Source organism: Mycolicibacterium holsaticum DSM 44478 = JCM 12374 (assembly GCF_019645835.1).
Lineage (GTDB): Bacteria > Actinomycetota > Actinomycetes > Mycobacteriales > Mycobacteriaceae > Mycobacterium > Mycobacterium holsaticum.
Genome location: NZ_CP080998.1, coordinates 2,996,188 through 3,017,841, shown reverse-complemented (window position 1 = coordinate 3,017,841; position 21,654 = coordinate 2,996,188). Strand labels below are relative to the sequence as shown.

The following is a 21,654-nucleotide window of genomic DNA, read 5'->3' as shown; positions in this document are numbered from 1 at the left end:
ACATGACCCCCGCACGGATCGTCACGTTGACGATGAACCCTGCGCTCGATATCACCACAACCGTCGAGCAGATCCATCCGACATCCAAGATCCGTTGCGGCGACCCTCGTTACGATCCCGGCGGTGGCGGAATCAATGTGGCCCGCGTCGCGCATGTACTCGGGGCGTCGGTGTCTGCGGTGTTTCCGGTCGGCGGCGCCACGGGCGGTCGGATAGCCCGCCTCGTCGAAGACGCCGGCGTGCCCTATCGCAACACCGAGATCAGCGAACCGACCCGGGAGAACTTCACGGTGAACGAACGCCGCAGCGGTGAGCAATACCGGTTCGTCCTACCGGGCCCACACGTGACGCTGCGCGAACAGTCGCGATGCCTCGACGAACTACGCCTGGCCGCAGCGAAGGCCGAGTACGTGGTGGCCAGCGGCAGCCTCCCGCCCGATGTGGCTCCGGATTTCTATCAGCGCGTCGCCGACCTCTGTCGTGAACTCGGCGCGCTGCTGATCCTGGACGCATCGGGTGCGGCACTCACCTCCATCACATCCGGCGTGTTCCTGCTGAAACCGAGCCTGCGCGAATTGCGTGAGTGCGTCGGCCATGAACTTCACGACGAAGCCGAACAGCTCGCGGCCGCACACGAACTCATCGACCGCGGTGTCACCCAGGCAGTCGTGGTATCCCTCGGTTCCCAGGGAGCGTTTCTGGCAACGGCAGAGCACAGCCAACACTTTCCCGCGATTCCGGTGCGGTCGGTGGTCAGCAGCGTGGGTGCAGGCGATGCCATGGTTGCCGCGATCACCGTGGGCCTGAGCTGGTGCTGGCCGCTGAGCGAGGCGGTGCGGTTCGGCGTGGCGGCGGGCACCGCCATGCTCATGACACCAGGCACGGAAGTTCCAGCGCGCGCGGACGTCGACCGCTTTCTCGGTATGGCGGCTCAGCCGACGGACTTCGAATCCGTCTGCGACTAAACCGGTTTCCGATAGAGCGCGGCGGCAGCGGTGATCCCCGCGGCCGCGGCGACAAGCAGCACACACCCGCCGCCGGCAAGCTGCTCGGCGCCCTTTGCGAACGCCGCAGCCAACGATGCGGTGTGTGTGTTTTCATCGTCTGCGACGACGACGGCGCGCTCGGGTATCCCAAGTCGCTCGGCCAGCGCCGTCCGGTAAGCCCGCCGTGCCGGCGCGGCGATGACCATGCCGACATCCGAGATGTCGAGGGACTCCTCGCGAAGGCAGCGGCGGGCGATGTCGGCGGCAGCATCGGCGAAGCGTTCATCGAGCGCCGCCGATTCGTGGATGCGAAGAACGTTGTGCCGCGCGAAGTATCCGACGGTGGCGCTCAGGGTCGCTGCGTTGTCTGGGCGATGAAGCCAATGCACCTGGCCCAGCCCGTCGCGGCCGTCAGACCAGGTGCACGACATCGCCGCCCCGACAGGTGAAAACGGGAAGCGGTCCGTTGATCCGCCGCCGGGGTCGGCATCGCTGGTCACGATCACCGCGCTGTCGACGGTGTGCGACTTCAAGAATCCGCTGACGACCTGCAGGGCCGTCATGACACCGCAGGTTCCGTTGGCGACGTCGAAGGAGAAGGTTCCGTGGCCGCCGCTGTGCGGTTCTTCGGGGTTCGCCCCGATGTCGTCCTGGATCATCGCCGCCAGGGCGGGCTCGCCCAGATTGCGGTCGCGATAGATGCCCGCGTTGACCAGTAGGTCGACGTCGTGCGGGTCACGCCCGGCCCGGCGCAGGCAGGCTTTCGCCGCCGCATCCGCCAGACGTAGTGCGCTGCGCCGGCGCCGCCAGCCGCCCCGGACTACGACGATGTCGTCAACGATCGTGCCCATAGCGGCCCACCAGTTCCGGATCCAGGGTCAAGAGCACCACACCGATCTGCAGCCCGGATGCCAGGGCGATCAACGCGATCGTCTCCCCGGGTGCGATGTGTCCGGCCTTGAGCTCTTCGATGAGGGCGACGGTGTGTGTGGTCGATGCGGTGTTACCGTATCGGTCGACGGTGATCACCGCGTCGTGGCGGGGACTCTCGCCGAATGCCGTTGTGACTTCGGCCATTCCCTTGCGTATTGCGCGCGCGGACGTCTGGTGCGTGATCACGTGATCGATGTCGTGCAGCACGATCCCCGCGGTCTCGAGAACTTCGTGCAACAGCGGTGGGGTATTCGACATCGCGGCTTTGTGGATCCCGCGGGCGTCGGTGAACATTCGGGCACCGGGATCGTGTCCCTTCGGATAGCCCAGGCAGAGCCGGCTGTAATCGGCCACGGTCGTGAAGCCGGCAAGAACTATGCCGTCGGTGCCGCAGGCGGCGCGTTCGAGCAGAAGCGCCGCGCCCGCATCGCCCAGCGTCAACGACGCGAGTTCCTTGCTCATGACGTTGTGGATATGGCGGGCGGCGTTTCGACCCAGTTGGGAGATGTACTCCCCGCTGACCACCAAGGCGCGTTCGATGACACCCTGCCGGATCCAGTTGTTGGCGATCGTGACGCCGGTCAGCATTCCCGCGCAGGCGTTGTTGATGTCAAAGGTCACCGCGTCGTCGGCGCCGATGGCGTGCGCGATCGCGCTGCTCATCGTCGGTTCCAGCCACTGGGTCAGGCCGCCGCGGAACTTGGTGATGCTGCAGTTGATCACGGCGTCGATTGCACCGGCGTCCCGTTGGGCCCGGTCCAGACAGTCCAGCGCCGCCGATGTCGCCAGGCTCAGCGAGTCCTCATCGCCGACGGACACCCGCCGCTCGTGGATGCCGGTCAGCCGCTCCAGGTCGATGTGCGTGTGATGCCGTGTGGTCGCCATCAACTCGTCGGTCGTGAGATGGGTGCGGGGCAGGTGGCGCCCAGCGCCTGCCAGCCGGGTGCAAAACGGTGCGGCGCCGTCCCGGTGCGAGGCCTCGATCATGAGCCAATGCGTAGGCACCGCTCAAGGTTCGGTCACGCAGGCCGGCGCCGATAGGCGCTTTGGTCCTCGGCGCTGAGGACTTTCGGCTCTGCGTCAGGCAATGCGAACTTCCTACTCTCGGGTTATGGGTAAGCAGCGGCCGTGTCTGGCGATGCTGATGACGGCGGTCGGGGCGGTGGCCTTGTACCGCGGCAGGATTCGGAGGTGGATGTACACGTGGGGCGCCGACGCGGCCGAAATCAGCCAGGTGCTGCCCGGTGACGAGTTGGTGGCCGCGACCACACCACGCACCACGCGGGCGGTGACGATCGACGCCCCGATCGAGGACGTGTGGCCGTGGCTGGCGCAGATCGGGGAAGGTCGCGGCGGCTTCTACAGTTACTCGGTGATGGAGCGCGCGGTGGGCGCCCAGATCCACAACGCGTCGACCATTCACCCGGAGTGGCAGGATCTTCGTGTCGGCGACACGATTTGGCTGGCCCGACGCTACGGCGAATCGGCCCGGCAGGTGGTGGCATCGGTCGAACCCAACTCGCATCTGGTGCTTACCTCCGGTGATGACTTCGAACGGATCCGCCGCGGCCAACCCGCGTCGGGAAGCTGGGGGTTCTACCTGCGCCGCAAGAACGGCTGGACCCGGCTGCTGGTGCGCGGCAGCGGCGGCGTTGTCGGCCACGCGGCCTTCGACATCCCGCATTTCGTCATGGAGCAAAAGATGATGCGCGGGATCCGCGACCGGGCCCAGCAGCTGCGCCGACACGAGGTGCACGACTTCATCGAGCATTACGAATCCGCGCACACGGTCGCGACCAGCTGAACGGCTCCGCGTCATCGTTACTGCCCTGAACCCGCGACAGGTGCGGCGAAAAAGTGGACGATGGTGTGGTGACCGACGAGGCCGACCCGCGGGGGGAGACGAGCGTCGCGCCGCTGCGGGGCACGTTGTCGCAGCTGCGCCTGCGCGAGCTGCTCACGGAGGTGCAGGAGCGCGTCGAGCAGATCATTCAGGGACGCGACCGGATGGACGGTCTCGTCGAGGCCATGCTGGTGGTGACATCGGGTCTGGAGCTCGACCAGACCCTCAAGACCATCGTGCACACGGCCATCGACCTCGTCGACGCCCGGTACGGGGCGTTGGGTGTGCGCGGGCAAGACCACGAACTGGTCGAGTTCGTCTACGAAGGAATCTCCGAGGCGGAGCGCGAGAAGATCGGCCACCTGCCCGAGGGGCGCGGCGTGCTGGGGGTCTTGATCGACGATCCCAAACCCATCCGGTTGGACAACATCGCCAATCACGCTGCATCGGTGGGATTTCCGCCGAACCATCCTCCGATGCAGACGTTCCTGGGGGTTCCACTGCGGATCCGTGACGAAGTGTTCGGCAACCTGTACCTGACGGAGAAGGCGGACGGACAGCCGTTCAGCGAAGACGACGAGGTGCTGGTTCAGGCCCTCGCCGCCGCCGCGGGCATCGCGATCCACAACGCGCGCCTGTATGAGTCGGCGAAGACCCGTCAAGCATGGATCGAGGCCACCCGTGACATCGGGACGGAGTTGCTCGCAGGAACCGATCCGGCCCGCGTGTTCGATCTGGTCGCGGCCAAAACGCGTCAGCTCAGCGGTGCCCAACTGACGTTCGTCGCGGTACCGACAGATCCCGAGGCACCGTCACACGAAGTGGACGAACTGGTCATCGTCGCAACCTCCGGAAACGGCCCTGCGGCGGTATCCCAAACGATTCCGGTCAACGAAACATTGGTCGGCGACGTGTTTCTTGAGCGCCAGGCCCGGAGATTCGATCGCTTTGACAGCGCACTCGGCGACCCGTCAGCCACTGGTCCTGCCCTTGTGCTTCCCCTCCGTGTCGCTGACACGATCGCCGGAGTTCTTGTCGCACTTCGTCCCGTGGGTGCACAACCGTTCAACCAAGACCAACTCGATATGAAAGCGGCCTTCGCGGATCAGGCAGCCCTGGCGTGGCAGTTGGCCACCGCACAGCACCATGCGCGTGAACTCAGCATCCTGACCGACCGTGACCGCATCGCCCGCGATCTGCATGACCACGTCATCCAGCGACTCTTCGCCGTCGGCCTGTCACTGCAGGGCGTCGTCCCGCGGGCGCGTGTCCCCGAGGTGAAACAACGGCTGTCCGACTGCGTCGATGACCTCCAGCAGGTCATTCAGGAGATCCGCACGGCGATCTTCGATCTGCATGGTTCGCCGGTCGACAGCACCCGGCTGAGGCAGCGCTTGGATGCGGCCGTCGCACAGTTTTCGAGTTCGAATTTGCGTACCACGGCGCAGTACACCGGCCCGCTTTCGGTCGTCGACGCCGATCTCGCCGATCACGCTGAAGCCGTTGTGCGCGAAGCGGTCAGCAACGCGGTCCGGCATGCCGATGCCACCACACTGGTGGTCAGCGTCGTTGTCGGAGACGACCTGACCATCGAAGTCGTCGACAACGGCCGGGGCTTCAGCGGCGACGTGACCCGCAGTGGTCTGAACAACCTGCGCCAACGCGCGTTGGATGTGGGTGGCACCTTCAGCGTGGACAGCGGGCCTGGTCGGGGGACGGTGTTGCGGTGGTCGGCGCCCTGTCTCAGCACCGACTGATTTCGTCGGTCAGATGTCGAGCTGCTGGTACGTCCGGCGGACGAACTTCGGTTGTGCGGCTTGCAGTTTGAGCAACGACGTATTGCCCGCCACCGCGGCGGCGGCGTCCGCGCCGAGGTTCGGGAAGTTCTGGATGAGATAGATCAGGATCAGATCCTCGCTGGGATCGGCCTGCCACCACGTGCCGTAGGCACCGGGCCAGCTGAACGTTCCCGCCCCTCCCGGACCGAACAGCTGACGGGACCGCGCCGGGTCGGTCACCACCGACAGGTTCAGCCCGAAGCCGCGCCCGATCCAGAACGGCATGCCGAGAAAATCATGCTGCTTCTGCTCATCGGTGAGCCGGTCGGTGCGCATCGAGCGCACCGAATCCTCCGAAAGCACCCGGACACCGTCGATCTCGCCGCCGGCCAACAGCATCCGGGCGAACCTCAGGTAATCGTCGGCGGTGGAGAACAGGTTCGCACCGCCCATGCAGAACGGCGGCGGGGTCGCCGGCGTCGGGCCCATCGCGTCGTGGCTGAGCTTTTCCTGGTCGGTGAGCCGGTACATGGTCGCTGCCCGGCTGCGGTTGCGGGAGGGCACGAAGAAGCCGGTGTCGACCATGTTGAGCGGGCCCAGGATACGTTCGGTGAGCACGTCGTGCAGCGTTTTTCCTTCGATGCGTTCCAGGATGATGCCCAGCACGTCGGTGGCGTTGCTGTAGGTCATCCGCTCGCCGGGCTGGTGTTCCAGCGGCAGCGCGGCGATCTCGGCCAACCAGGCGTCCGGGTTCTGGCGCGCCGAGACGTGCGAGTAGGCGCGGGCCAGCGGACCCACCACCGAGAAGTAGTAGACCAGCCCGCTGCGGTGCGTCATCAGATCCTCGACGGTGATCGCACGCCGCGCCGGGTGGGTCTTGTCCAGCGGACCGCCGGGCTCGTTGAGCACCCGCATCTGCGCGAATTCGGGCAGCCACTTGGTGACCGGATCGGTCAACGCCAACTTGCCCTCGTCCACCAGCGACATCGCCGCGGCCACCGTGACCGGCTTGGTCATCGAGGCGATCCGGAAGATCGTGTCGCGTTGCATCGGCAGCCGTGCCTCGACGTCGCGATAGCCGAGCTCGTTGACCTGCAGCACCTCGCCGGCGCGCCAGACCAGCGTGACGGCGCCGGCGAGCAGGCCGCCGTCGATGGCTTCGCGGATGGATGCTTGGTTGCCGTCGAGATTCACCGCGCCAGCGTATCCAGCTGCGCCGGGGACGTTCGGGGGTGCTAAGCTCGGCGAAGTTTCGACGTCCTTTAAAGAGCCGTCCCGAGAGGCGGAGAAGGAGGTCAGAGTCGCATGGGCACGAATACCGACTCTTCAGGCACCGACCGGGAGTTGATGTCCGCAGCGGACGTCGGCCGGACCATCTCCCGTATCGCCCATCAGATCATCGAAAAAACCGCACTCGACGGTTCTGACGCGCCACGCGTCGTGCTGCTCGGCATACCCACCCGCGGCGTCATCCTGGCCGCGCGGCTCGCCGAGAAGATCAAGGAGTTCTCCGGCGTCGCCGTCCCGCACGGCGCACTGGACATCACGCTGTACCGCGACGACCTCAACATCAAGCCGCCGCGACCGCTCGAGGACACCTCGATACCCGAGGGCGGCATCGACGACGCGCTGGTGATCCTGGTCGACGATGTGCTGTTTTCCGGGCGCTCGGTGCGCTCGGCGCTGGACGCGCTGCGCGATATCGGCAGGCCGCGCGCCGTGCAACTGGCGGTCCTGGTCGACCGCGGCCACCGCGAGCTGCCGCTGCGCGCCGACTACGTCGGCAAGAACGTGCCGACCTCCCGCAGCGAGAGCGTGCATCTGTTGCTCAGCGAACACGACGACCGCGACGGGGTGGTGATCTCCAAGTGACGACACGGCATCTGCTGTCGGCCGCCGACCTGTCCCGTGACGAGGCCCTGGCGATTCTCGACGACGCCGACCGGTTCAGCCAGGCGCTGCTGGGCCGCGACGTCAAGAAGCTGCCCACGCTGCGCGGGCGCACGATCATCACGATGTTCTACGAGAACTCCACCCGCACCCGGGTGTCCTTCGAGGTCGCCGGAAAGTGGATGAGCGCCGACGTCATCAACGTCAGCGCATCGGGATCGTCTGTGTCCAAAGGGGAGTCGCTGCGCGACACCGCGCTGACCCTGCGGGCCGCCGGCGCCGACGCGCTGATCATCCGCCATCCCGCGTCGGGCGCCCCCCAGCAGCTCGCCGAGTGGACGGTCGGCGCCGACGGCTCCGGGCCCGCGGTGATCAACGCGGGCGACGGCACCCACGAGCACCCCACCCAGGCCCTGCTCGACGCGCTGACCATCCGCCAGCGACTCGGCGATATCGAGGGTAAGCGGGTGGTGATCGTCGGTGACGTCCTGCACAGTCGGGTCGCACGGTCCAACGTGCTGTTGCTCAACACACTGGGCGCCGAAGTGGTGCTCGTCGCACCGCCCACCCTGCTGCCTGCCGGGGTCGACGAATGGCCGGTCACCGTCTCGCACGACCTCGACGGCGAACTGCCCATCGCCGACGCGGTGCTGATGCTGCGGGTGCAGGCTGAGCGGATGAACGGCGGGTTCTTCCCGTCGGCGCGGGAGTACTCGGTGCTCTACGGGCTCTCCGAGAAGCGGCAGGCGATGCTGCCCGGCACCGCGGTGGTGCTGCATCCCGGACCGATGGTGCGCGGCATGGAGATCGCGTTCGCGGTCGCCGATTCGTCGCAATCAGCGGTGCTGCAACAGGTTTCCAACGGTGTCCACGTCCGGATGGCCGTGTTGTTTCACCTGCTGGTGGGTGCTGAGCGGGAGGTGATCAGCGCATGAGCACCGTGATTCGAGGAGTTCGGCGTTACGGCGAGGGCGACCGCGTCGACGTCCTGGTGGCCGACGGCCAGATCGCCGAGATCGGCGCCGGGCTGGCTGAGTCCGGAGGACTCGAAAAGGCCTGGGATGTGTTCGACGCCACCGACCACGTCCTGCTGCCCGGCTTCGTCGACCTGCACACCCACCTGCGCGAGCCCGGCAGGGAATACGCCGAGGACATCGAAACCGGTTCAGCGGCAGCGGCGTTGGGCGGTTACACGGCGGTGTTCGCGATGGCCAACACCAACCCGGTCGCCGACAGCCCGGTGGTCACCGATCATGTGTGGCACCGCGGGCAGCAGGTCGGCCTGGTCGACGTGCACCCGGTCGGGGCGGTCACCATGGGGCTGGCCGGCGCTCAGCTGACCGAGATGGGCCTGATGGCCGCGGGTGCGGGGCAAGTCCGGATGTTCTCCGACGACGGCATCTGCGTGCACGATCCGCTGATCATGCGCCGGGCCCTCGAGTATGCGCGCGGGCTGGGTGTGCTGATCGCCCAGCACGCCGAGGAGCCGCGGCTCACCGTCGGCGCCGTCGCGCACGAGGGACCCAACGCGGCCCGGCTGGGGCTGGCGGGCTGGCCGCGCGCCGCCGAGGAGTCGATCGTGGCCCGCGACGCGCTGCTGGCCCGCGACGCCGGAGCGCGGGTGCACATCTGCCACGCGTCGACCGCGGGCACCGTTGAGATCCTCAAATGGGCGAAAGCACAAGGTATTTCGATCACCGCCGAGGTAACGCCGCATCACCTCCTGCTCGATGACCGGCGGCTGGCCAGCTACGACGGCCGCAACCGGGTCAACCCGCCGCTGCGCGAGGCCGCCGACACCGATGCGCTGCGCCGTGCGCTGGCCGACGGGGTCATCGACTGCGTGGCCACCGATCACGCCCCGCACGCCGAGCACGAGAAGTGCTGCGAGTTCGCGCAGGCCCGGCCGGGGATGCTCGGCCTGGAGACCGCGTTGTCGGTCGTGGTGCAGACGATGGTGCGGACCGGGCTGCTGACCTGGCGAGACGTAGCCCGGGTGATGAGTGAAAACCCGGCCCGCATCGTCGGATTGCCCGACCAGGGCAGGCCGCTGGAGGTCGGTGAACCGGCCAACCTCACCGTCGTCGACCCGGATGCCACCTGGACCGTCGACGGCACCGCGCTGGCCAGCCGGTCGACCAACACCCCGTTCGAGTCGATGGAGTTGCCAGCGTCGGTGACGCTGACCATGCTGCGCGGCAAGGTCACTGCGCGCGACGGGAAATGCCCGGCATGAGCGGCCAGATGGACGAAATGGCGCCAACCACTCGCACTTTTGCGCCCGGTTGTCCCTTTGGGCGACGAGGTGGGGCGTGAACACGGGGACGTTGGTGGGATCGCTGGTGCTGGCCGCGGTCCTGGCGGTGCTGATCGCGGTGCTGATCCAGGCGATGATGCGGGGCTGGCGCCGGCGCGCCGAGCGGCAGGTCGCGCTCATCGGGACACTTCCGCCGCTGCCGGACACCGTCGGCAAGGCGATCGTCGCGCCGACAAAGGGTTTGTACGTCGGCAGTACACTGGCGCCACGTTGGAACGACCGCGTCGTGGTTGGCGACCTCGGCTTCCGCACCAAGGCGGTGCTGACCCGCTACCCCGAAGGAATCATGGTGCAGCGCAGCGGTGCTGGACCGATCTGGATCCCCGACGAGTCGATCGCCGCGATCCGCACCGAACGTGCGATCGCCGGTAAGGCCATGACCCACGAAGGGATTTTGGCCATCCGCTGGCGGTTGCCGTCGGGCGCCGAACTCGACACCGGGTTTCGTGCCGATGACCGCGGGGAATATGCGCGATGGCTTGAGGAGGCTGCATGAATTCCAAGGCGGTACTGGTGCTCGAGGACGGCCGCGTCTTCACCGGCACCGCGTACGGCGCCGTCGGCCAGACGCTGGGCGAGGCGGTGTTCAACACCGGGATGTCCGGCTACCAGGAGACCCTGACCGATCCGAGCTACCACCGCCAGATCGTGGTCGCCACCGCACCGCAGATCGGCAACACCGGCTGGAACCACCAGGACGCCGAGAGCCGCGACGACAAGATCTGGGTGGCCGGCTACGCGGTCCGTGACCCGTCTCCGCGCGCGTCGAACTGGCGCGCCACCGGAACGCTGGAAGACGAACTCGTGCGTCAGGACATTGTCGGCGTCGCGAACATCGACACCCGCGCCGTGGTGCGCCACCTGCGCAGCCGCGGCTCGATGAAGGCCGGCGTGTTCTCCGGTGCCGCCCTCGCCGAGGTCGACGAGTTGGTGACCCGCGTGCAGGCGCAGCCGTCGATGCTGGGCGCCGATCTGGCCGACGAGGTCAGCACCGACACCGCCTACGTGGTGGAACCCGAAGGGCCAGCACGGTTTACCGTCGTCGCCGTCGACCTCGGTATCAAGACCAACACCCCGCGCAGTTTCGCCCGCCGCGGCATTCGAACCCACGTGCTGCCGTCGACAGCCACGTTCGAGCAGATCACCGACCTGAAAGCCGACGGCGTTTTCCTGTCCAACGGGCCCGGCGACCCGGCCACCGCCGACCACATCGTCGGCGTAACCCGCGAGGCGCTCGGTGCCGGGATCCCGCTGTTCGGCATCTGCTTCGGCAACCAGATCCTCGGCCGGGCGCTGGGTCGCTCGACGTACAAGATGGTGTTCGGGCACCGCGGCATCAACATCCCGGTTATCGACCACGCCACCGGGCGGGTCGCGGTGACCGCGCAGAACCACGGGTTCGCACTCGAAGGTGAGGCGGGGGAGCGGTTCGACACTCCGTTCGGCACCGCGATCGTCAGCCACACCTGCGCCAACGACGGTGTGGTGGAAGGCGTCAAACTACTTGACGGTAAAGCGTTTTCGGTGCAGTACCACCCCGAGGCCGCGGCCGGTCCGCACGACGCCAACTACTTGTTCGACCAATTCGTCGACCTGATGGCAGGAGAGAATCAGTGACTGTGCGGATTGATACGCCGCGATCGGCGTGTCGCGTACGAAACCGCACGCTCGCAGGAAGGCAGGACGGTCATGCCTAAGCGCACCGACCTCAACCACGTGCTGGTGATCGGGTCGGGGCCGATCGTGATCGGCCAGGCCTGCGAGTTCGACTACTCCGGCACCCAGGCCTGCCGCGTGCTCAAAGCCGAAGGGCTGCAGGTCAGCCTGGTCAACTCCAATCCCGCGACGATCATGACCGATCCGGAGTTCGCCGACCAGACCTACGTCGAACCGATCACCGCCTCGTTCGTCGAACGCGTCCTCGCGCAGCAGGCCGAGCGCGGAAACAAGATCGACGCGCTGCTGGCCACCCTCGGCGGGCAGACCGCGCTCAACACCGCTGTTGCGCTCTACGAGAACGGGGCGCTGGAACGCTACGGCGTCGAGCTCATCGGCGCCGACTTCGAGGCGATCCAACGCGGTGAGGACCGGCAGCGGTTCAAGGACATCGTCGCCAAGGTCGGCGGCGAATCGGCGCGCTCGCGCGTGTGTTTCACGATGGATGAGGTCAGGGAGACCGTCGCCGAGCTGGGCCTGCCGGTCGTCGTGCGGCCCTCGTTCACCATGGGTGGGCTGGGCTCGGGCATGGCCTACTCCGCCGAGGACGTCGACCGGATGGCCGGCCACGGCCTGGCCTCCTCGCCCAGCGCCAACGTGCTCATCGAGGAATCGATCTTCGGGTGGAAGGAATACGAGCTCGAGCTGATGCGCGACGGCAACGACAACGTCGTCGTGGTGTGCTCGATCGAGAACGTCGACCCGATGGGTGTGCACACCGGGGACTCGGTCACCGTCGCGCCGGCGATGACGCTGACCGACCGCGAGTACCAGACGATGCGCGATCTGGGCATCGCGATCCTGCGCGAGGTGGGCGTCGACACCGGCGGCTGCAACATCCAGTTCGCCGTCAACCCGACCGACGGCCGGCTCATCGTCATCGAGATGAACCCGCGGGTGTCGCGGTCGTCTGCGCTGGCGTCCAAGGCCACCGGGTTCCCGATCGCCAAGATCGCCGCCAAGCTGGCCATCGGCTACACGCTCGACGAGATCGTCAACGACATCACCAAGGAGACCCCGGCCTGCTTCGAGCCGACGCTGGACTACGTCGTGGTCAAGGCGCCCCGGTTCGCGTTCGAGAAGTTCCCCGGCGCCGACGGCACGCTGACCACCACGATGAAATCCGTCGGCGAGGCGATGTCGTTGGGCCGCAACTTCATCGAGTCGCTCGGCAAGGTGATGCGCTCGCTGGAGACCACCAGGGCCGGGTTCTGGACCGGGCCGGACCCCGACCTCACCGTCGACGAACTGCTGCAGAACCTCAGGACACCCACCGACGGACGGCTCTACGACATCGAGCACGCACTGCGACTCGGCGCCACCGTCGAGCAGGTGTCGGAGGCCTCCGGCGTCGACCCGTGGTTCGTCGAGCAGATCGCCGGGCTGGTGACGTTGCGCGCCGAGATCGTCGACGCCCCGGTGCTGGACGCCGACCTGCTGCGGCGCGGCAAATACCACGGCCTTTCCGATCGCCAGATCGCCGCGCTGCGACCGGAACTGGCCGGCGAGGTCGGGGTGCGGTCGTTGCGTGAACGCCTGGGCATCCATCCCGTCTACAAGACGGTCGACACCTGCGCGGCCGAGTTCGAAGCCCAAACGCCCTACCACTACAGCAGTTACGAACTCGACCCGGCCGCCGAGACCGAGGTGGCGCCGCAGACCGACAGGCCCAAGGTGCTCATTCTCGGGTCGGGCCCCAACCGCATCGGCCAAGGCATCGAGTTCGACTACAGCTGCGTGCACGCCGCCACCACCCTGAGCGCCGCCGGTTTCGAGACCGTGATGATCAACTGCAATCCCGAGACGGTGTCCACCGACTACGACACCGCCGACCGGCTTTACTTCGAACCGCTGACGTTCGAGGACGTACTCGAGATCTACTACGCCGAACAGCAATCCGGGCGCGGCGGTCCCGGCGTCGTCGGCGTCATCGTGCAACTGGGTGGGCAGACCCCGCTCGGCCTCGCCGACCGGCTGGAACGGGCCGGTGTGCCGATCGTCGGCACCAGCCCCAGCGCCATCGACCTCGCCGAGGACCGCGGCGCCTTCGGCGAGGTGCTGACCAACGCCGGCCTGCCCGCCCCGAAGTTCGGCACCGCGACCAGCTTCGAACAGGCCCGTCGGATCGCCGCCGACATCGGCTACCCGGTGCTGGTGCGGCCCTCCTACGTGCTGGGCGGCCGCGGGATGGAGATCGTCTACGACGACGAAACCCTGCACGGCTACATCACCCGCGCCACCCAACTCTCACCCGAGCATCCCGTGCTCGTCGACCGGTTCCTCGAGGACGCCATCGAAATCGACGTCGACGCGCTGTGCGACGGCACCGAGGTGTATATCGGCGGCGTCATGGAGCACATCGAGGAAGCCGGCATCCACTCCGGCGATTCGGCGTGTGCGCTGCCGCCGGTGACGTTGGGCCGCAGCGACATCGAATCGGTGCGCCGCGCCACCGAGGCCATTGCGCACGGCATCGGCGTCGTCGGGCTGCTCAACGTGCAGTACGCGCTCAAGGATGACGTGCTCTACGTGCTGGAGGCCAACCCGCGCGCCAGCCGCACGGTGCCGTTCGTCTCGAAGGCCACGGCGGTGCCGTTGGCGAAAGCGTGCGCGCGGATCATGCTCGGCGCCACCATCGCCCAGCTGCGCGGCGAGGGTCTGCTGGCCAAAACCGGCGACGGCGCCTCGTTCTCGGCGAACGGGGCCAACACACCGGTCGCCGTCAAGGAGGCCGTGCTGCCGTTCCACCGGTTCCGCGGGGCCGACGGTGCGCAGATCGACAACCTGCTTGGCCCGGAGATGAAATCCACCGGCGAGGTGATGGGCATCGACCGCGACTTCGGCAGCGCGTTCGCCAAGAGCCAGACCGCCGCCTACGGTTCACTGCCCACCGAGGGCACCGTGTTCGTCTCGGTGGCCAACCGGGACAAGCGTTCGCTGGTGTTCCCGGTCAAACGGCTCGCCGACCTGGGGTTCCGGGTGCTGGCCACCGAAGGCACCGCGGAAATGCTGCGCCGCAACGGTATTCCGTGCGACGAGGTGCGCAAGCACTTCCAGGAGCCGACGGCTGACGGGCCGAAGATGTCGGCGGTGGACGCCATCAAGGCCGGTGAGGTCGACATGGTCATCAACACCCCGTACGGCAACTCCGGGCCGCGCGTCGACGGCTACGAGATCCGGTCGGCCGCGGTGTCGAACAACATTCCGTGCGTGACGACGGTGCAGGGCGCATCGGCGGCGGTGCAAGGCATCGAGGCGGCCATCCGCGGCGAGATCGACGTGATGTCGCTGCAGGAACTGCACAGCACGCTGGGCACGTGAGCGGATTCGGTCGGCGGCTGGCCGACGCGGTGTCGACCCGCGGACCGCTGTGCCTTGGCATCGATCCGCATCCCGAACTGCTGCGGGCGTGGGACCTTTCGGTCGACGCCGACGGACTGCGCAGGTTCTGCGACATCTGCGTGGCGGCGTTCACCGGGTTCGCGGTGGTCAAGCCGCAGGTGGCGTTCTTCGAGACCTACGGTGCGGCAGGCTATACCGTGCTCGAACACACGATCGCGGCGCTGCGCGAGGCGAACGTGCTGGTGCTCGCCGACGCCAAACGCGGGGACATCGGCTCCACCATGGCCGCCTACGCCCAGGCGTGGGTGGGGGATTCGCCGCTGGCGGCCGACGCCGTCACCGCGTCGCCGTATCTGGGCTTCGCCTCGCTGCAGCCGCTGCTGGACACGGCCCTGGCCCACGGGCGCGGGGTGTTCGTGCTGGCCGCCACCTCCAACCCCGAAGGACAAACGGTGCAGCGCGCGGTCGCGGGCGGGCGGACCGTCGCGCAGTCGATCGTCGACGCCGCCGCCGAACTGAACCGCGCGGGCGCCCCCGAACCCGGCGCCGTCGGCGTCGTCGTCGGCGCCACGCTGACCGATCCGCCCGACGTCAGCGCGCTGGCCGGACCCGTGCTCGTACCCGGCGTCGGCGCCCAGGGTGGGCGCCCCGATGCGCTGGGCGGACTCGGGGGAGCAAAGCCGGGCCAGTTGCTGCCCGCCGTGTCGCGGGAGGTGCTGTGGGCCGGGCCCGGTGTCGCCGCGCTGCGCTCGGCCGCCGATGCGGTGCGCGATGCGGTGGCGTATCTGGCCTGAGCGGGCCCCAAGATGGCGCTGACGGCCGCGGCCGGGCGCCTCGGCACGACCCTGAGCGCAAAAACGCCGGGTTTTCCCGTCCGCAAGCAGTCACATCAATAACACCGCAAACACTGGCAACAGCTGTCACAGAAGTGCGCGTCCGAGCGTCGCTCGACACGCCCGACATGCGCTGACCAGCGAAAATTTTTAGAAAAAGCTGCCGCGCCGACCCTTGGACCGGACGGAAAATCGGCTACCTCTCGGCCGTGTCCGGTAGCCCGCGCGAAATCCGTTGGGTAATAGGAAATTCCGCTCATTGCCACGCCGATATTGGTGTTTGCGGTGTCGCGGACGCGACCGTGGCGCCGAGCGCAGCAGCGCCTTACACGCTGGGCTTTTGGCCCGGTAACGGGGGGGTGGGGTTCGCTTTCGTCAGGATGCGTGGGTACGGTCGTCGTCGCTGGCTGTTGTGGATTCGTCCTATCAGCCGATTTAAAACAATTGATGGTGATGAGACGGAGGAACCCCGTGGCCCTTCCCCAGTTGACCGACGAACAGCGCGCGGCCGCGTTGGAGAAGGCTGCCGCCGCACGTCGAATCCGGGCTGAACTCAAGGATCGGCTCAAGCGCGGTGGCACCAACCTCAAGCAGGTGCTCAAGGATGCCGAGACCGATGAGGTACTCGGCAAGATGAAGGTTTCCGCGCTGCTGGAAGCCCTGCCCAAGGTCGGCAAGGTCAAGGCGCAGGAAATCATGACCGAGCTCGAAATCGCCCCCACCCGCCGTCTGCGCGGCCTGGGCGATCGTCAGCGCAAGGCGCTGCTGGAAAAGTTCGACCAGTAGTTCCCGGGCGCATAAGTTGAGCGCCGGCCGAGGGGCCGGCCGGGTAGTAGTGCTGTCCGGTCCCTCTGCCGTCGGGAAAACGACGCTCGTGCGCTGTCTGCGCGAACGCATTCCCGACCTGTATTTCAGCGTGTCCGTCACGACAAGGGCGCCCCGCCCGGGCGAGGTCGACGGCGTCGACTACTCGTTTGTGTCCGATGAGCAGTTTGCGCAGCTCATCGCCGGTGGAGCCCTGCTGGAGTGGGCCGAAATCCACGGTGGTTTGCATCGCTCCGGCACCCCCGCGCAGCCCGTGTACGAGGCCGCCGCGGCCGGTCATCCGGTACTCATCGAGGTGGATCTGGCCGGGGCGAGGTCGGTTAAGCAGGCGATGCCCGAGGCCCTCACGGTGTTCATCGCGCCGCCCGACTGGGCGACGCTAAAGAGCCGGTTGACCGGCCGGGGCACCGAAACCGCCGAGGTGATGGACCGCCGCCTGGCGACCGCGAAGGCCGAATTGGCCGCCCAGGACGAGTTCGACACGGTCGTGGTGAACAGCCAATTGGAATCGGCCTGCGCTGAATTGGTATCCTTGCTGGTGGCCCACGACTGACCCAGCGCCAAAGTCGGCGCGTGGATCCCCGATAGCCGCCTCAGTTTCACAGGCAACCAGCCAACCGCCAGGAGAATTTTTACGTGAGCACCCCGCACGCCGATACGCAGCTGGCCGCTGTGGACGACTTCGATACGTCGATGAACGCCTCAGCCGGCGCCTACGACACGCCGCTCGGCATCACCAACCCGCCGATCGACGAGTTGCTGGAGCGCGCATCGAGCAAGTACGCCCTGGTCATCTACGCCGCCAAGCGCGCACGCCAGATCAACGACTACTACAACCAGCTCGGCGACGGCATCCTCGAGTACGTCGGGCCGCTGGTCGAGCCCGGACTCCAGGAGAAGCCGCTGTCGATCGCGCTGCGCGAGATCCACGCCGACCTGCTCGAGCACACCGAAGGCGAGTAGCAACTCAGGAGCGGCCCGCATGGAGCCCAAGCGGATCATCGTCGGCGTCGCCGGTGGCATCGCCGCTTACAAGGCGGCAACCGTGGTCCGCCAACTCACCGAAGCCGGACACTCCGTCCGCGTCATCCCGACCGAGTCCGCGCTGCGGTTCGTCGGCGCCGCGACGTTCGAGGCGCTGTCGGGCAACCCGGTGCACACCGGCGTCTGGGACGACGTGCACGAGGTGCCGCACGTGCGGCTCGGCCAGGAGGCCGACCTGGTCGTCGTCGCCCCCGCCACCGCCGACCTGCTGGCCCGCGCGGTCACCGGGCGGGCCGACGATCTGCTGACCGCGACGCTGCTCACCGCGCGATGTCCGGTGCTGCTGGCCCCGGCCATGCACACCGAGATGTGGTTTCACCCCGCCACCGTCGACAACGTCGCGACGTTGCGTCGCCGCGGCGCGGTGGTGCTGGAACCCGCGTCGGGACGGCTCACCGGCGCCGACACCGGTGCGGGACGGCTGCCCGAGGCCGAGGAGATCACCACCTTCGCGCAGCTGCTGCTGGCCCGCACCGACGCGCTGCCCTATGACCTGGCCGGCGTCAAAGCCCTGGTCACCGCCGGCGGTACCCGCGAGCCGATCGATCCGGTGCGGTTCATCGGCAACCGCAGCTCGGGTAAGCAGGGCTACGCCGTGGCGCGGGTGATGGCCCAGCGCGGCGCGGAGGTCACGCTGATCGCGGGCAACACCGCGGGGCTGATCGACCCGGCGGGCGTCGAGGTCGTGCACATCGGTTCGGCCGCCCAGCTCAAAGACGCCGTGTCCAAGCACGCGCCCGATGCGCACGTGCTGGTGATGGCGGCCGCCGTCGCCGACTTCCGGCCGGTCACCCAGGCCACCAGCAAGATCAAAAAGGGACCGGAGAGCCAGGGCGAGCCGGTCATCGAGCTGACCCGCACCGACGACGTGCTGACCGGTGCGGTGCGCGCCCGCGCCGACGGCCAGCTGCCCAACATGCGGGCCATCGTCGGGTTCGCCGCCGAGACCGGAGACGCCAACGGCGACGTGCTCTTTCACGCCAGGGCCAAGCTGGCGCGCAAGGGCTGTGATCTGCTCGTCGTCAACGCCGTCGGCGAGAATCGGGCGTTCGAGGTGGACAACAACGACGGCTGGCTGCTCGCCGCCGACGGCACGGAGTCCGCGCTGGAACACGGCCCGAAAACCCTGATGGCCAGCCGGATCGCCGATGCGATCGCATCGTTCCTCGGGAGCGGCAAGGGGTAGTCCGAACCAGCTCGCTGCGGGTCAGGGTTGCGGGCAACCAGCTCACGCGCTTGGGTGCAACAGGGCACACCGGGGCGCAGCCACCCCGGGGCATACAATTCGACCAACTAATTTTCGGAAGGATCACACCGTGAGCCAAGCTCGGCTGTTTACCAGTGAGTCGGTAACCGAGGGCCATCCCGACAAGATCTGTGACGCCATCAGCGACTCGGTGCTCGACGCGTTGCTCGCCGACGATCCCAAATCCCGTGTCGCGGTGGAGACACTGGTCACGACCGGACAGGTGCACGTGGTCGGCGAGGTGACGACGGCGGCCAGGGAAGCGTTCGCCAATATCACCAACACCGTGCGTGAGCGCATCCTCGAGATCGGCTACGACTCATCGGAGAAGGGCTTCGACGGGGAGACCTGCGGCGTCAACATCGGCATCGGCGCGCAGTCACCCGACATCGCCCAGGGTGTCGACACCGCCCACGAGACCCGCGTCGAGGGTGCAGGCGATCCGCTGGACTCCCAGGGCGCCGGCGACCAGGGGCTGATGTTCGGCTACGCGATCCGCGACACCCCCGAGCTGATGCCGCTGCCCATCGCGCTCGCGCACCGGTTGTCGCGCCGGCTGACCGAGGTCCGCAAGAGCGGGGTGCTGGACTACCTGCGCCCCGACGGCAAGACCCAGGTCACCGTCCAGTACGACGGCACCACCCCGGTGCGCCTGGACACCGTGGTGCTCTCCACGCAGCACGCCGCGGGCATCGACCTGGACGCGACGCTGACACCAGACATCCGCGAGAAGGTCGTCAACACCGTGCTGGCCGACCTCGACCACAGCACGATGGACACCTCCGACTTCCGGCTGCTGGTGAACCCGACCGGCAAGTTCGTGCTCGGCGGGCCGATGGGCGACGCCGGGTTGACCGGCCGAAAGATCATCGTCGACACCTACGGCGGCTGGGCCCGCCACGGCGGCGGCGCGTTCTCCGGCAAGGATCCGTCCAAGGTGGACCGCTCCGCGGCGTACGCGATGCGCTGGGTGGCAAAGAACGTGGTCGCCGCGGGCCTGGCCGAACGCGTCGAGGTGCAGGTCGCCTATGCGATCGGCAAGGCCGCGCCGGTCGGGTTGTTCGTCGAGACCTTCGGCAGCGAGACGGTCGACCCGGCACGCATCGAGAAGGCCATCACCTCGGTGTTCGACCTGCGGCCCGGCGCGATCGTGCGCGATCTGGACCTGCTGCGCCCGATCTACGCGCAGACCGCCGCCTACGGCCACTTCGGCCGCACTGACGTCGAGTTGCCGTGGGAGCAGCTCAACAAGGTCGACGAGCTCAAGGCATCGGTCTAACCCAGGGTGATTTGTGTGCGTTCAGGCGCGCTCAGCGCAACAGAACGCACACAAATCACGTGAATGCGTAGTCGTCGATCGGGAAGCGGCGGCTGCGCCACTGCGCCTGCAGCGTGGTCGCCGACCGTAGCGGCACGTCGCCGTTGGGGTCGAAGTAGTAGCTGTTGGCGAGTTTGCAGCTGTCCTGCCAGAAGATCTGCCGGTGCCGCTTGCGCATCATCTCGGCGAAGTAGCGGTCGTTGGCCTCCTGCTTGACCTCCACGCGCGTGGCGTGGTTACGCCGGGCATGGGTCAGGCAGCGCACGATGTGGTGGGTCTGGGCCTCGATCAGCGCGAAGTAGGAGCTACCCACGTACCCGTAGGGCCCGAACACGGTGAAGAAGTTCGGGAACCCGGGCGCGCTGACGCCTTCGTAGGCCTGCAGGCGCTGCTCGTTCCAGTACCCGCTGAGCGATCGTCCGCCCGACCCGGTGACCGCATAGGTCGGCACGCTGTCGGGATCCATCACCTTGAAGCCGGTCGCCAGGATGAGCACGTCGACATCGCGGGTCTGCCCGTCGGCCGTGGCCACCCCCGAGCCGGTGATCTTGTCGATCGGTTCGGTGACCAACTCGACGTTGTCGCGGTTGTACGTCGACAGGTAGGTGTTGTGGAAACCGGGTCGCTTGCAGCCCACCGCGTAGCGCGGCGTCAGCTTGTCGCGCACCCGCGGGTCGTGAACCTTTCTGCGCAGATACGCCTCGCCGAACTTCGCCATCCGCTTGGCCATCGGGTTCAGCGTGAAGTATTGCGCGGGCAGCGTGAACGTGAGTTCGACGTAGGCCTGGCTGAACAACCGCTGCACGCTGTGACCGCCGGGCAGCCTCATCAACCGACGCGCGAGAGGCGTGAGCGGCACGTCGAACTTCGGAAAGCACCAGATCGGCGTGCGCTGAAAAACGGTGAGCCGCTCCACGATCGGCGCAATCTCCGGGATCACCTGGACCGCCGATGCGCCGGTGCCGATAACCGCGACGCGCTTACCGGTCAGGTCCAGGTCGTGGTCCCAGCGCGCGGTGTGCATGGTGACGCCGCTGAACGAGTCGACACCGTCGATGTCGGGGAGGTTCGGTGTGACCAGCACACCGCAGGCGTTGATCAGGAACCGGGCGGTCACCACCCCGCCGGGATCGGTACGGATGTGCCACATATGGGTTTCGTCGTCGAAGTCCGCGGACAACACCTTGGTGTTGAACCGGATCCGGGAGCGCAGCCCGTACTTGTCGACGCAGTGTTCGGCGTAGGCCTTCAGTTCGTGCCCCGGCGCGTAGCTGCGCGTCCAGTCTGCGCTCTGCTCGAAGGAGAACTGGTAGGAGAACGACGGAATATCCACGGCGATACCGGGATAGGTGTTCCAGTACCAGGTGCCGCCGGGACCGTCGCCCGCTTCGAGTACGAGATAGTCGGCCATTGCGGCCTTGTCCAGGGTGATCGCCGCGCCGATGCCGGAAAACCCGGCGCCGACGATGACGGTGTCGTAGTCGGGCGCGCTCACCTCGCCATCACCACCGCGACGTCGCCGTGCGCCGACGTCGACACCCGGCCGCGCTGCCGTGGGATCGGTCATGAGCCCACGGTAGCGC

General features: G+C 67.5%; 19 protein-coding genes. 15 read left to right on the top strand and 4 right to left on the bottom strand.

Features of this window, described 5'->3' with window-relative positions; translation table 11 throughout:
* Positions 1–2: 2 nt before the first annotated feature.
* Positions 3–965 (top strand): 1-phosphofructokinase family hexose kinase, encoded by a 963-nt coding sequence (locus tag K3U96_RS14545; RefSeq protein ID WP_220690163.1) that lies wholly within the window; start codon positions 3–5, stop codon positions 963–965.
* Here the strand turns inward: K3U96_RS14545 and K3U96_RS14540 are convergent.
* Both K3U96_RS14540 and K3U96_RS14535 read right to left on the bottom strand, forming a co-directional pair.
* The gene (locus K3U96_RS14540) at positions 962–1,837 is read right to left on the bottom strand and encodes a 3-oxoacyl-[acyl-carrier-protein] synthase III C-terminal domain-containing protein (RefSeq protein ID WP_220690162.1); all 876 of its coding nucleotides are present in this window, start codon (positions 1,835–1,837) and stop codon (positions 962–964) included. The genes K3U96_RS14545 and K3U96_RS14540 overlap by 4 nt on opposite strands.
* Positions 1,821–2,906: a 3-oxoacyl-ACP synthase III family protein gene (locus K3U96_RS14535; protein WP_275085895.1), complete on the bottom strand. Its 1,086-nt coding sequence runs from the start codon at positions 2,904–2,906 to the stop codon at positions 1,821–1,823. The genes K3U96_RS14540 and K3U96_RS14535 overlap by 17 nt, the downstream gene beginning before the upstream one ends.
* 124 nt (positions 2,907–3,030) lie before the next feature.
* On the opposite strand from K3U96_RS14535, the gene K3U96_RS14530 reads away from it, so the two are divergent.
* Together K3U96_RS14530 and K3U96_RS14525 are read left to right on the top strand one after the other, a co-directional pair.
* Complete coding sequence (locus tag K3U96_RS14530; protein WP_230982148.1) at positions 3,031–3,723, top strand: hypothetical protein; 693 nt, start codon at positions 3,031–3,033, stop codon at positions 3,721–3,723.
* Between the two features lie 68 nt (positions 3,724–3,791).
* A complete protein-coding gene (locus tag K3U96_RS14525) occupies positions 3,792–5,519 on the top strand; it encodes a GAF domain-containing sensor histidine kinase (protein WP_220690160.1) in 1,728 nt (575 codons plus the stop codon).
* Positions 5,520–5,528: 9 nt separating this feature from the next.
* Here K3U96_RS14525 and K3U96_RS14520 read toward each other — a convergent pair whose 3' ends face one another.
* On the bottom strand, positions 5,529–6,734 hold the full coding sequence (locus K3U96_RS14520) for a serine hydrolase domain-containing protein (RefSeq protein WP_220690159.1): 1,206 nt from the start codon (positions 6,732–6,734) through the stop codon (positions 5,529–5,531).
* Positions 6,735–6,845: 111 nt separating this feature from the next.
* Here K3U96_RS14520 and pyrR point away from each other — a divergent pair, with 111 nt between their 5' ends.
* The 12 genes from pyrR (at position 6,846) to metK (ending at position 20,032) form a co-directional block, all read left to right on the top strand.
* Positions 6,846–7,412 (top strand): bifunctional pyr operon transcriptional regulator/uracil phosphoribosyltransferase PyrR, encoded by a 567-nt coding sequence (gene pyrR / locus K3U96_RS14515; RefSeq protein WP_220690158.1) that lies wholly within the window; start codon positions 6,846–6,848, stop codon positions 7,410–7,412.
* A complete protein-coding gene (locus tag K3U96_RS14510) occupies positions 7,409–8,365 on the top strand; it encodes an aspartate carbamoyltransferase catalytic subunit (protein ID WP_220690157.1) in 957 nt (318 codons plus the stop codon). Before pyrR ends, K3U96_RS14510 begins: the two co-directional genes overlap by 4 nt.
* Entirely contained in the window at positions 8,362–9,666 is a 1,305-nt protein-coding gene (locus K3U96_RS14505) for a dihydroorotase (protein ID WP_220690156.1), read from the top strand. Before K3U96_RS14510 ends, K3U96_RS14505 begins: the two co-directional genes overlap by 4 nt.
* A gap of 76 nt (positions 9,667–9,742) precedes the next feature.
* Entirely contained in the window at positions 9,743–10,243 is a 501-nt protein-coding gene (locus K3U96_RS14500) for a PH-like domain-containing protein (protein ID WP_220690155.1), read from the top strand.
* Positions 10,240–11,364, top strand: a complete 1,125-nt coding sequence (gene carA / locus K3U96_RS14495) for a glutamine-hydrolyzing carbamoyl-phosphate synthase small subunit (protein ID WP_220690154.1) — start codon at positions 10,240–10,242, stop codon at positions 11,362–11,364. The genes K3U96_RS14500 and carA overlap by 4 nt, the downstream gene beginning before the upstream one ends.
* 72 nt (positions 11,365–11,436) lie before the next feature.
* Positions 11,437–14,784: a carbamoyl-phosphate synthase large subunit gene (carB, locus tag K3U96_RS14490; RefSeq protein ID WP_220690153.1), complete on the top strand. Its 3,348-nt coding sequence runs from the start codon at positions 11,437–11,439 to the stop codon at positions 14,782–14,784.
* Positions 14,781–15,599 (top strand): orotidine-5'-phosphate decarboxylase, encoded by an 819-nt coding sequence (gene pyrF / locus K3U96_RS14485; RefSeq protein ID WP_220690152.1) that lies wholly within the window; start codon positions 14,781–14,783, stop codon positions 15,597–15,599. Before carB ends, pyrF begins: the two co-directional genes overlap by 4 nt.
* A gap of 510 nt (positions 15,600–16,109) precedes the next feature.
* Positions 16,110–16,424 (top strand): integration host factor, actinobacterial type, encoded by a 315-nt coding sequence (gene mihF / locus K3U96_RS14480; protein ID WP_006244838.1) that lies wholly within the window; start codon positions 16,110–16,112, stop codon positions 16,422–16,424.
* Positions 16,425–16,440: 16 nt separating this feature from the next.
* On the top strand, positions 16,441–17,016 hold the full coding sequence (gene gmk / locus K3U96_RS14475) for a guanylate kinase (protein ID WP_220690151.1): 576 nt from the start codon (positions 16,441–16,443) through the stop codon (positions 17,014–17,016).
* A gap of 140 nt (positions 17,017–17,156) precedes the next feature.
* Positions 17,157–17,426 carry a DNA-directed RNA polymerase subunit omega gene (gene rpoZ, locus K3U96_RS14470; RefSeq protein ID WP_230982522.1) on the top strand — a complete coding sequence of 90 codons (270 nt, stop codon included), beginning with the start codon at positions 17,157–17,159 and terminating at the stop codon, positions 17,424–17,426.
* Between the two features lie 19 nt (positions 17,427–17,445).
* Positions 17,446–18,693 carry a bifunctional phosphopantothenoylcysteine decarboxylase/phosphopantothenate--cysteine ligase CoaBC gene (coaBC, locus tag K3U96_RS14465; RefSeq protein WP_220690150.1) on the top strand — a complete coding sequence of 416 codons (1,248 nt, stop codon included), beginning with the start codon at positions 17,446–17,448 and terminating at the stop codon, positions 18,691–18,693.
* A gap of 130 nt (positions 18,694–18,823) precedes the next feature.
* The gene (gene metK, locus K3U96_RS14460) at positions 18,824–20,032 is read left to right on the top strand and encodes a methionine adenosyltransferase (RefSeq protein WP_069406342.1); all 1,209 of its coding nucleotides are present in this window, start codon (positions 18,824–18,826) and stop codon (positions 20,030–20,032) included.
* Between the two features lie 55 nt (positions 20,033–20,087).
* Here the strand turns inward: metK and K3U96_RS14455 are convergent, their stop codons facing one another.
* Complete coding sequence (locus K3U96_RS14455) at positions 20,088–21,638, bottom strand: flavin-containing monooxygenase (protein WP_220690149.1); 1,551 nt, start codon at positions 21,636–21,638, stop codon at positions 20,088–20,090.
* Positions 21,639–21,654 lie beyond the last annotated feature (16 nt).